An 11,387-nucleotide genomic window follows, 5' to 3' on the forward strand; every position below is an offset into this window, starting at 1 on the left:
AATTACGCAGCGACGAGAGATCTCATCACGCTGCGCAACTCGTCGCCGGTTTTTTCTTCCAGATCGTGCGACACTGTGCCGGACGGTTTCGCAACAACGCCGTCAGCGCCCAATTCGCGCGCTTTGGCTGCTAGGGGCGAACCTGACACGGTCACCGAAGACAACATGCAGATCTTTGCGCGTGTTTTCAGCTTGGCGTGGCGTAGAAATTCCAGGCCGTCCATGACCGGCATCTCGATATCCAAGAGGATCAAGTCCAGATCCGGCAAGTCGGACAACTTATCCAATGCTTCCTGCCCGTTGGATGCCTGTGCTACCATTTTGAAGTCGGGCAGCGAATTGAGGAAGCTGGAGATGTAGAGGCGCATCATCGCCGCGTCGTCTACAACCATTACTTTATAAGCCATTATGAGCTCCGTATTTTTATAAGTTTCCGTCACGCGGGGAAGATGGCACCCCGCGCGCAGAGTGTGTCATCGATCAAAAAGGCCCATATCCGCGGGAATCTTTGTCGACAGAGTTCGCCAGACCGTTGCGCTTTGCTCCGCCACCAGATGATCCGTTCATCATCTTCTGGATCTGGGCCAGCATCTCGGGGCTCATTTGGTCGAAGTTCGGCATACCGGCCATGACACCGCGACGGGGACGCAATTTGAACCGTTTGATCTCTTCGTTCATCTGGTTAATCGCGGACGTCATCTGCGATGTAGTTGCTGCCAGTTCGTCGGCCTGCTGGCTGGTGGCCAGGGTGGTCTTGGCAATCTCGCCGATGGCCTGAGAAATCTGGGCCACACCGCGGGATTGTTCGCTGCTAGCCTCGTCGATGGCTTCGACAATCTGCTGCACCTGCAGGATTTCGCTGTTGATCTTGGTGAAGGCTTCGCTGGTTTCATCCGCGATGCGCACACCCTGGTTCACACGGTTCGATGCGTCTTCGATCAGATCGGATGTTTCACGCGCCGCTTTGGCCGACCGTCCCGCAAGGTTGCGAACCTCTTGGGCAACAACCGCGAACCCGCGACCGTGCTGACCGGCCCGCGCCGCCTCAACCGCTGCGTTCAAGGCAAGCAAGTTGGTCTGGAAGGCGATTTCGTCGATGACCTTGATGATCTTCGCAATGTCCTGCGACGATGTTTTGATGCCGTCCATCGAGACAACCATCGCCTTCATCTTTTCAGAACCGTTGGACGCCAGTTCAGCCGCGCTACCAACAAAGTGGTTGGCTTTCTGCGCCGCTTCCGCGTTCGCCTTGACCTGCGCGTCGGTTTCTTCTGCCGAAGCGGACACTTCGTCTACCGAAGCAGAACCGATTTGCGAGTTTGTCGACAGCGACTGGGACACATTGGACATCTGGTCAACGGTTGTGCCGACCTGATCAACCTGCTCGGCCATGGACGAAATGGTGTTGGACAGCGAGCTGAAGACACGGCCGAACGACTGGGCAATTTTGCCCCATTCGCCGCTAAACTTGGAGGCGTCGAAATCGAACGCAAGGTTGCCGTCGACAATCGCATCGGAAATGTCACCGATGCTCTTGTTCAGCTCTTTTACGTTGGTGCGGAATTCATCGATGATGTTGTTGACGAAGACCTTCTTGCCCGGCAGACGCGGCATGTCGGCGTCAAAGTTGCCACGACCGAATTCTTCGAACACCGCCATCGTGCCTTTCTTCGTGTCGATGTGCGCCTGAACCATGTCGTTGACCATCTGGGCCGCGTCGGCGATTTCCTTGGCTTCGAACTTGGTCGTGTCGCACATGACGTCAATGTCGCCTTCTTCATGGGCATCCGCCATATGCTGCATCTCGGACAACAGCAGATTGAACTGAGCAATTTGGAAATCGACGCGCTTCTTGGCTTCGACTTCGGGCGTCGCGTCATTCAATTCGACCACAAAGGCTTCGACCTCGTTCGCGTCGTTGCGCAGCGGGACCGTGCGGAACCGCATGATGATGCCGTTCACGTTGATTTCCGTGTCTTTGTACGCTCCGAGGTTTTTCAGAACCTGACGCTGGTGTTCCGCGTTTTTGTGGTAGCGGTGGATCGACCCACCCACGACTTCCGAGACACGGAAGCTGGGCATCACTTCTTGCATGGTTTTCTCGGCAGCCGAGAAAACTTCGACGGTTTTTTTGTTCACATACCGAATGATATGATCCGCATCCGCAATCAGGATACATGCATTCAGGTTGTCGTATGCCTGCGTGAACTCAGGCGAGTACCAGCGATCAGCAGACGGTTTGCTCTGATCCGATTTCGGTTGTGTAGTCATATCATTATTCCTGTTTGACGCAGCCTTGGCGGCATTGGGGGAGGAAGCGACCTTAGCAACGGCTTCAACTTGCTCCGGGTTTAGTTGATTTGCGGCATTTCCCGCTCCCGCTGTCTGATCCTCCTCCCCCTTTGGCAAATCAGACTTGGGTTTTTTCCTGCTAGTGCCGCTTGTTCCGACGCGACGAGTCGGTTTCTTAGTCATGGCGGCTGCCTCATGTGAATTTTCCGTTTTTGCAGCCCCATCAGCGAATTCGAGTGACGCGTGCGACGTTGAACGTCGACACGGATCAGAGCGCGTTCTGGTGCAAACGCCGGTGCCCAAATGGTCCCGAAGACGCCCGCTAGATCACGCAACGCCGACACGGTTGTCCGGTCTTGGCTCTGCATCAGGCTGAAGGGAATTTGGAACAGACGCTGCATCATCGACCTCAGCTCAGATCCGGCATTTTCAGATCGGCATCAGACACAAGCGCGTGCACATCCAGAAGGATGGCCAGCCGATCTTCGATGCGGGCCAGCGCGCTGACCATGCTTTTGCCTTCGCCACCACCAAAGTTGCCGGTGCGGTCGATCTTGTCGGCGGGCACATCCAGAACTTCGCTGACGCGGTCGACGATCAGCCCGATGGGCGCGTCATCCACTTCAAGCACGATAACAACGGTGCGCTCATCGTAGGGGCGCTCTTCGATACCGAAACGCAGGCGCACGTCCATCAACGGGATCACCTTGCCACGCAGGTTGATCACACCCTTGATGTAATGCGGCACATCCGGCACGCTCATGATGGTTTGCATTCCGACGATCTCAGTCACCATCCCGATGGAGACGCCATAAGATTCATCGCCGACCGCAAAGGTCAGATACATCGACTCGATCCCATCGGAGTCGACGATCGGCATTGCCGCCGCTTCTGTTTTTGCCTCGACTGCTTCTGTCTGGCTCATGGTTCAGTTCCTCTCAGCTTTGCGACAACGCAATTCCCCCTGTACGGGTGGAATGCGGTGCAGGTTTCGTGCCGACCGATCCGAGCAAGGTTTTGGAAATGTTGCTCAGTGGCACTTGCGCCTCAGAGGCGCCGTTTTCCCAGGCACGCGCAGGCATGCCATAGACCTCAGATGTGGGTTCATCTTGTGTAAATGTACGACCGCCAGCCCTACGAATGTTAAGAAGTCCCTCGGCTCCGTCGCGGCCCATACCCGTCAGGATAGCCGCCGAAAGGCTGTTGCCGCAGGTTTCGGCAAGGGACTTGAACAGCACGTCTACCGAGGGCCGCGAGAAGCACACATGTTCACCTTCGGTCAGGCGCACATACAAACCGCTGTGCTTTTTCTCGACGCTCATATGACGGTCGCCACCCGGTGCGATCAGGACCAGACCAGAGCGCAACTGATCGCCATCCTCGGCTTCCTTCACCTCACATTTACAAAGCGTATTCAGACGCTTAGCGAATGCCGCGGTAAACCCTTCCGGCATGTGCTGGACAATGACGGTTGCGGGGCAATCCTCAGGGAAGACCGGCAAAAGCACTGTCAGCGCCTGCACGCCTCCCGTCGATGATCCGATGGCGACGACCCAGTCATCCGCCACACCTTTGAACATCGGCGCAGGCGATGCCGCGACGGTGGCGCCACTTTTTGACACACGGGCCATGCTGGCCGCACGCACCCTGCGCACAACGCTGCAAACATTGCCTGTTTCCGAGCGATCCCCCAAAGACAAAAGGCTCTTATCGATGACATCCACCGCGCCAGCCTCGAGCGCTTTGATCGTCATCGACGCGCCGCGTTGGGTGTGCGCCGAAATAACCAGTGTGCCCACCGGAGTTTTCGCCATGTAGTCCTTCAAAAGATCCAGACCGTTTTCACCTGGCATCTCAAGATCAAGGGTGATGACGTCGGGACGGTGCAATGACATCATGGCGCGCGCTTCGGCAGCACCTGCTGCTGCACCAACCACTTCAATGTCTTCGTCGGTGCTCAGAACGTTCGTCAAAAGCTGACGGAACATCGAGCTGTCATCGACGACCAGAACTTTGATCCGTTTTCTACGAAGGGTCATTCTGCCCTCCTGTGGATACCGGTGGCGACAGATTCCCAGCGCGTATCAAGATCGCGAATGGACTCGGTCACCGAGGTGACCAGATAGCCGCCGGGTTCGGTGACTTCATAAATGGCCTCTAGGGTCGCCCGCTGATCATCGCGGTCGAAGTAATAGAGGATGTTGCGGCAGAACACGACCTGGAACGGATTGTTAAAGGGATAGGGCTGCGCCTTGAGGTTCATCCGCCGAAAGGTGCAACACGACTTCAGTAGGTCCTTCACCGCGAACGTGTTCGGATTCAGGGCCGTGAAATACTTTTGAACCAAGCGACGCTCGGTCTTGTCCAGCTGTTTGAGTTGGTAGACGCCCTGCTCTGCTTGTTCGACCACAGGCCCGCTGATGTCGGTGCCCAGAATGTTCAACCGAGACAACGCCTCTTCGCCGAATTCCTCAGCGATCATAACGGCAACTGTATAGGCCTCATCCCCAGAAGACGCGGCCGCACTCCAGATACGCATTTCGCGCTTTTTCTGGAGATAGGGCATGACGATCTTGCGGAACCTGTCCAGAACTTCGGGTTCGCGAAAGAAATATGTGTGGTTGGTGGATGCCGCATGCATCACCGCCAATTGCACATCTTCTTTCTGCTCTTCCAAAAGCCCGTGGGCCAGATCGTTCAGATCTTTGTAGGAAAACGACTGGTTCACGCGCGCCAGTCGCTGGCGCAGCACTGCGCTTTTGTGTTCAGGGAACGTAATTCCGCAGCGTGAACTAAGCCAATCCCGAATTGCATCATAGGCCGGCTGGTCGGTGACGATCATTTATCGCCCCCCACAGCAAGGCGTTCACAATCAAGCACGATCGCCACTTCCCCAGTTGCTAGCAATGCGCACCCCCAGCTGGCACGCACTTGTGCCAGCGCACCGGTGAGCGGTTTCATGACCACCTGCTGGCGGTCCAACACTTCATCAACGGGCACTGCGATGTGCCCACGCGCTGTCGAGAAAACGATCGAGACCATGTCCGACAGCGGACGGATTTCTTTTCGGCAGTTCCGATAGAACGTTTCAAGTCGCCGGACAGGGATAAACTTGCCGCGCAGCTTCAGCATCTCGGTGCCATTGTCGGCCGAGATTTCAACGGACTCAGACCCTGTCGGTTTGACGATTTCGTGGATGTCTTCGACCGGCACAGTGAACAACTGGTTGCCAAGCCGCAGTAGAATAGAATCCAAGAACGCCAGCGATACAGGAATGTGCAAGGAAACCGAGGTGCCATTTCCGGCCTCGGAATCCACAGCAATCCGTCCACGCAGATCTTTCATCGTGGTGTTCAAAACGTCCATACCGACACCGCGTCCGGACAGCGTGGTAACGGCCTCAGCCGTGGAAAAGCCGGGTTCGAAAATACATTTCCAAAGGGTTGACGGTTCCGGCTCTTCATCAGGGCCAAAGAACCCGCGCTTGCGGGCGATCTTAAGAATTTTTTCGCGGTTCAGGCCACGGCCGTCATCAATGACCTGAATACGAACCTCACTGCCGACCTGTGCGGCGCCCAGAATGATGGTCCCTTTTTCCGACTTTCCGGCAGCGACGCGTTCGTCTGGTGGTTCAAGCCCGTGATCGGCCGAATTGCGCACGACGTGCAAAAGCGGGTCGTACAAACGGTCAGCGACCAGCTTGTCGATCGCAGTATCCTCGCCTCTTAGTTCAAGGTCGATCTTTTTGCCCGTCTCGCGTTCCAGTTCGCGCACCATCCGTTTCAGACGGCGGAAAACCTCGGACACAGGTACCAGCCGCAATTCTGTCGCGGCGTCCTGCACTTCTCGGACAATCATGGACAGGCGATGGGACGCGGCTTCGAAATCGACCAGATCAAGATCCTGAAGATCAGGAGAGTTGATCGTTTCGGAAACCGAGAGGGACAATTCGCTGACAAGATCCATCAAGCGCCCGATCTTGTCGGACGACACGCGCATCAGCGCGCCAGCGGCAGACTTCTCCGTCGCTTGCTCGGGTTGCACGCTCATATTGCGCGCTCGCTGATTGCGGCGCATGAGATATCATGCTGCCGTGTGTACTTGTGGTTCATCATGCTATTGGGGTCCTCTTGGGAACCGTGCGGGTGCACAAAACGGCTCTGCAAACTGCATGCCAGCACCCGCGCCCAAAGATCAGGCAGCGTCTTCCGAGTTGCCTTCAAAGTTGAAAATACAAACGCCTTCGAAGCCCGTTGACCGGAATAGGAAGGTCTTCTTCATCGTGTCGATGAATCCTCCGTGATTTTTCTCAAAGTTCTTGAGGTCGCTTACCGACGGAAAGAACAGATTAACCGAGATATCGCCCTCCTTGCTGATCAGAACGGTCAGCCCGGAAAGAGAGCATTCTGGAATGGCATTGCCGAGCGTTTCCGTAACAAACGGGGCAGCTATCTGAGCGGCATCCAGTGTCGGGAACTTAAGGTGATATGTTTTTGACATCATGTGTTTGCCTGTGAGTGTTTGCTTTGGACCAAACTGAAAAACGGTCACAGCGCGGAAAAGTTGAGATGAATAGCTCAGGAAGCGTGATTATCTTTGGATATCGGACGCTTCGTTTGACGCCGTTTTCCGGAATTTCGTTTCGCCCAGCACCTCAAAGACAGGTGCATTCAGCAAAAGGCGCGTCAAAGACCTGACGATGTCGGCAAAAATCACCCCCTCGGGCGACGATTTGCCGTCGTTTTAGGGTGTCGGCCTTCTATAAATGGCAATTTCACCCTCCATTTTAGTGGTTTTAGCCACTTTTTTCGCAAAATATCGATTTGGCACGATCCCTGCCTAGTAGTCTGCGTCGGTAATAAGAGAGGCAGCCATGACGCAGATTTTCGTTCTCAATCAAGACTTTGCAGCAGCTGAATCCTTGGTCGATCTTCTGACGCGACGCCGCCTGACAGTGGCTTGCGCATCGCTGGAAGAGGCCACAGAAAAAGCCGACACGTTTGTTTGTGCCGCCGAAGTCGAAACAGCCCTTGGCGGACAGAAAGAACTGATCGCGAAAGCCCGCCAGATCGGCGCGACACGTATGGTCGTTGTTACCTGCGACGCGGATCACTTCGAACGTAGCGAAGATCTGGGCGGACGCCTGCAGCGGGTTTCCCTGCCCAAGTGCGATGCAGCCCCTTTGCGCAACGCCCCCCTGATGATGCTGGCTGAACTTCTGGGCACCCCCTACGGCGGTATGATCGCCGGCGCCGAAACGACCGGCAACCTGATGGACCTTGCCCAGCGCGTCGCACAGTTTGACGTCAGCGTCTTCATCAACGGCCCGACAGGCAGCGGCAAAGAGGTTCTGGCCCGCCATCTGCACAACAGCTCGCCCCGTGCCGACAAACCGTTTGTCGCAATCAATTGTGCTGCGATCCCCGAAAACATGCTGGAAGCCATGCTGTTCGGTCACGAAAAAGGGTCGTTCACCGGCGCGAACACCGCCAACAAAGGCATCATGCGCGCAGCCGACGGCGGCACGCTGCTGCTGGACGAAATTTCGGAAATGCCGCTGGGCCTTCAGGCCAAACTGCTGCGCGTTCTTCAGGAAAAATCCGTCACGCCCCTGGGCAGCCAGACAGAGGTTTCCATCAACGTCCGCGTTATCGCCACATCCAACCGCGATATGGAAGAAGAGGTTCGCAAAGGCACCTTCCGCGAAGACCTGTACTTCCGCCTGAACGTGTTCCCGCTGGAGACACAGGCGCTGTGTGACCGTCCCGATGACATCCCTGTCCTCGCACAGGCCATGTTGTCGCGTCACAGCACAGACGGCACCCCTGTTCCGATGCTGACACCTGAAGCCTGCGAATTGCTTCTGGCCCACCACTGGCCAGGCAACGTCCGCGAACTGGAAAACGTGATGCAACGCGCGATGGTTCTTCGGAACGGTACGGAAATTGCTTCGTCAGACATCATGATTTCTGCACGGGCCTGCGACATCCCCGCCGCCCGCGCCGCCTAAGGAGAAAACGATGGCCATCAACGGTGTCAGCCAAAGCGCATCTCTTGCCGCATTGGGAACGACCAACAGCGTCGCGAAACCTGCACACGTTGGTCAGTCTGATGCCGCCAAAGGCCCGAGCTTTTCCGAGCGTATGGGCGGTGCCCTGCAGGATGTGGCCAAAGCACAGAACTCTGCATCCGAGGCAGCAAAGAACTTTGAGATGGGCAAAACCGACGATCTGGCAGCGGTCATGGTCGAACAGCAGGTGTCATCGCTTAGCTTCCAGATGACTTTGCAGGTCCGCAACAAAGCCCTGACGGCCTATCGCGACATCATGAATATGCCCGTCTAAGCGGTTGAATACTTGGTAAAAAGGTACTGATATGAGTATGGATAGCTCTCCCAACCCGATGGTGCCCGCACAAGCAGCGGACACATCGCTTGTTGGCCGTAGCATCAGCGTCGTGTCGCGCCTGACCGGCATGGCAGATCAACCCGCGCTGCGTCGCGCCCTGCCCGCCGTGGCTATGGTGATGATCGCAGCCGCCAGTCTGGCGCTGTACCTTTTGCTAACACCCTCGGATCGTGTCGCGCTTCAGCACGGCCTGCCGGAAGCTGAAAAATCCCGTGCGCTGGACGCGCTGATCGCGAACGGCTTTGATGCGAAACTTGATCCCACCACAGGCACACTGACCGTCGGTCCTGATGAATTTTACCGTGCCCGCATGGTGCTGGCGTCTGAAGGTCTACCACAGGGTCAGCCTGATGGTCTTTCCACAATCACAGACATGCCCATGGGCACCAGCCGTTCGGTCGAGGCCGCGCGCCTGCGTCGGATGCAGGAACTTGATCTGGCCCGTTCGATCACCGAACTGCGCCCCGTCCGCTCGGCCCGTGTGCATCTTGCCCTGCCCGAGCGTTCGGCATTCGTGCGCGACCAGCAACCGCCGCAAGCCTCTGTCGTTCTGAACCTTGTGCCCGGAATGTCGATTTCCGAGGCACAAGTGCGTGCCATCGTCAGCCTTGTATCTGCCGCTATCCCGCAGATGCCGCGCGAAAACGTATCGGTGGTCGATCAGACAGGCCGCCTTTTGTCGAAAGACCCCGAAGATCCCTTCAACGCCATGACTGACCGCCACATGCGCCATCAGTTGGAGATGGAGACGCTCTACCGTGAACGCATTCTAGCCCTGATCACACCGATCGTCGGGCCGGGCAATGCGGCGGTCGAAGTGACCTTGGACATCGACTTTACCCGTTCCGAAGTCACCAGCGAAGAATATGCCCCCGAACTGACCGCCGTTCGCAGCGAACAAATGAGCTCGCAAACCAGCTCAAGCCGCGAAGCCGGTGGTATCCCGGGTACAGTTGCGAACACGCCGCCGCCCGAGCCGGTTCTGGGCGATGAGGTCAATCAAGCGGACCAGACCGTTGCGAATGGCAACATGTCCAAGTCCGAGACCCGCAACTATGAAGTCAGCCGTCGTGTTGAAACGATCCAGCCGGAAAGTGCCGTGATCAGACGGGTCAACGCTGCGGTTCTGCTGCGCACGCCCACACCCGAAGATCCAGAAGCCCCCGCGACATTCCCCGCCGAAACGCTGGCAGAAATCGAACGTCTGACCAAAGGTGCCGTGGGTTTTGAAGATGGCCGCAACGACGTTGTTATCGTGTCATCCAGCCCCTTTGTGGATGTCGAAATGGTCGAAGCCACACCCGTATGGCACGAAGCAAGCTGGCTTCCCACTGCGGGACGCATTCTGGCGCAGATCGTGATTTTCGGCATCATCACACTGGGCGTGCTGCGCCCGTTGCTGAACCGTTTGCTGCCGCCGGTGCAGGACAATTCGACTACTGCCATGAACATTTCCGAATCCGTCGAAGTCGGCCCTGGCGAAACCCTGTCCACGCTGCGTGCGAAACTGGACGAGGTCGCGCCTGACGCCGAAGACCTGAACGGCGCGCTCAGCTATGAGGAAAAAATCAAGCTTCTCAAAGGTCTTGCCGAAAGCGAAAGCCCGCGCATCGCCACGGCTTTCCAGAACATGATCGCCTCTGATCAGGAAGTCACCACATGAAGGCCGCCGCGATGAGTGAACTTGATATCACAACCCTGACCGGCGTTCAGAAGGCTGCGATCCTGATGATGCTGTTTGGCGAAAAGGCCGCAGCGAACGTTCTGAAATCCATGAGCCCACATGAAGTGCAGGAACTGGGCGCGGCCATGTACACCGTGCGCGGTGTCAGCCATGAAACCGTAAACGCGGTGCTGGACGAATTCTTTGACGGGCTGCGCCGACAGACGGATGTAGGCATCGGCGCAAACGCCTACGTGCGCAACGTCCTGACCGGCGCACTTGGCGCGGATAAAGCGCAATCGGTTCTCAGCCGCATCACTCCGGCCAGCAGCGAACGCCCGATCGAGATTCTGGACTGGATGGATCCCTCTGCCATTTCCGAACTGATCATCGACGAACACCCACAGATCATGGCGCTAGTGATTGCGTCGCTGGATTACAGTCAGGGTGCTGAAGTACTGAAAATCCTACCGGAAGACTTCCAACCCGAAATCGTTCGCCGCATCGCCAACCTGCAAACCGTCCAGCCGGACGCGCTGCGCGAGTTGGAAGAAGTCATGCAGCGCAAGTTCAAGGCCAACACCACTTTGCGCGCATCGCAGATTGGCGGCGTGAAGGCCGCTGCGCGGATCATGAACTTTACCCGTCAAGACATGGAACAGCGTATCCTCAAGGATATCAAGAAGGACGACAAGGAACTTATGGAGTCGTTGCAGGACAACATGTTTGTCTTCGACAATCTCATCAAATCCGAAGACCGGTCGCTTCAGACGCTGCTGCGCGAAATCGATCAGGACGTTCTTATCCTCGCTCTCAAGGGCGCAGACGATGCCCTGCGCGACAAGCTGTTGGGCTGTGTGTCCAGCCGTGCCGCGCAGACCATTCTGGAAGAAATGGAAAACATGGGACCTGTGCGCCTGACCGCCGTTCAGGAAGCACAAAAGCAGGTCATTTCGGTCGCCCGCCAGATGGCGGATGCGGGAACGATCACGCTCGCCGGTCGCGGCGGGGAACAGATGGTGTAA

General features: G+C 56.8%; 11 protein-coding genes. 4 read left to right on the top strand and 7 right to left on the bottom strand.

Features of this window, described 5'->3' with window-relative positions; translation table 11 throughout:
* Positions 1-2: 2 nt before the first annotated feature.
* From C4S59_RS00295 to C4S59_RS00330, 7 genes are all read right to left on the bottom strand, one after another.
* Positions 3-407 (bottom strand): response regulator, encoded by a 405-nt coding sequence (locus C4S59_RS00295; RefSeq protein ID WP_103908486.1) that lies wholly within the window; start codon positions 405-407, stop codon positions 3-5.
* A 73-nt stretch (positions 408-480) separates the two neighbouring features.
* On the bottom strand, positions 481-2,271 hold the full coding sequence (locus C4S59_RS00300) for a methyl-accepting chemotaxis protein (RefSeq protein WP_160006695.1): 1,791 nt from the start codon (positions 2,269-2,271) through the stop codon (positions 481-483).
* A 430-nt stretch (positions 2,272-2,701) separates the two neighbouring features.
* Positions 2,702-3,217: a chemotaxis protein CheW gene (locus C4S59_RS00310; RefSeq protein ID WP_103908489.1), complete on the bottom strand. Its 516-nt coding sequence runs from the start codon at positions 3,215-3,217 to the stop codon at positions 2,702-2,704.
* Positions 3,218-3,230: 13 nt separating this feature from the next.
* Entirely contained in the window at positions 3,231-4,331 is a 1,101-nt protein-coding gene (cheB, locus tag C4S59_RS00315; protein ID WP_103908490.1) for a chemotaxis-specific protein-glutamate methyltransferase CheB, read from the bottom strand.
* The gene (locus C4S59_RS00320) at positions 4,328-5,134 is read right to left on the bottom strand and encodes a CheR family methyltransferase (RefSeq protein ID WP_103908491.1); all 807 of its coding nucleotides are present in this window, start codon (positions 5,132-5,134) and stop codon (positions 4,328-4,330) included. The genes cheB and C4S59_RS00320 overlap by 4 nt, the downstream gene beginning before the upstream one ends.
* Positions 5,131-6,342, bottom strand: coding sequence for a chemotaxis protein CheA (locus tag C4S59_RS00325; protein ID WP_103908492.1), 1,212 nt, complete (start codon positions 6,340-6,342; stop codon positions 5,131-5,133). Before C4S59_RS00325 ends, C4S59_RS00320 begins: the two co-directional genes overlap by 4 nt.
* 144 nt (positions 6,343-6,486) lie before the next feature.
* Positions 6,487-6,795, bottom strand: a complete 309-nt coding sequence (locus tag C4S59_RS00330; RefSeq protein ID WP_103908493.1) for a hypothetical protein — start codon at positions 6,793-6,795, stop codon at positions 6,487-6,489.
* A gap of 370 nt (positions 6,796-7,165) precedes the next feature.
* Between C4S59_RS00330 and C4S59_RS00335 the strand changes: the two genes are divergently transcribed.
* Genes C4S59_RS00335 through fliG form a run of 4 tightly spaced genes read left to right on the top strand, consistent with a single transcriptional unit; the run spans position 7,166 to position 11,387 of the window.
* Positions 7,166-8,302, top strand: a complete 1,137-nt coding sequence (locus tag C4S59_RS00335) for a sigma-54 interaction domain-containing protein (protein ID WP_103908494.1) — start codon at positions 7,166-7,168, stop codon at positions 8,300-8,302.
* A gap of 10 nt (positions 8,303-8,312) precedes the next feature.
* A complete protein-coding gene (gene fliE, locus C4S59_RS00340; protein ID WP_103908495.1) occupies positions 8,313-8,636 on the top strand; it encodes a flagellar hook-basal body complex protein FliE in 324 nt (107 codons plus the stop codon).
* A gap of 37 nt (positions 8,637-8,673) precedes the next feature.
* The gene (fliF, locus tag C4S59_RS00345; protein ID WP_160006698.1) at positions 8,674-10,362 is read left to right on the top strand and encodes a flagellar basal-body MS-ring/collar protein FliF; all 1,689 of its coding nucleotides are present in this window, start codon (positions 8,674-8,676) and stop codon (positions 10,360-10,362) included.
* Entirely contained in the window at positions 10,359-11,387 is a 1,029-nt protein-coding gene (fliG, locus tag C4S59_RS00350) for a flagellar motor switch protein FliG (RefSeq protein ID WP_103908497.1), read from the top strand. Before fliF ends, fliG begins: the two co-directional genes overlap by 4 nt.

The organism is Thalassococcus halodurans (assembly GCF_900108225.1).
GTDB lineage: Bacteria > Pseudomonadota > Alphaproteobacteria > Rhodobacterales > Rhodobacteraceae > Thalassococcus > Thalassococcus halodurans.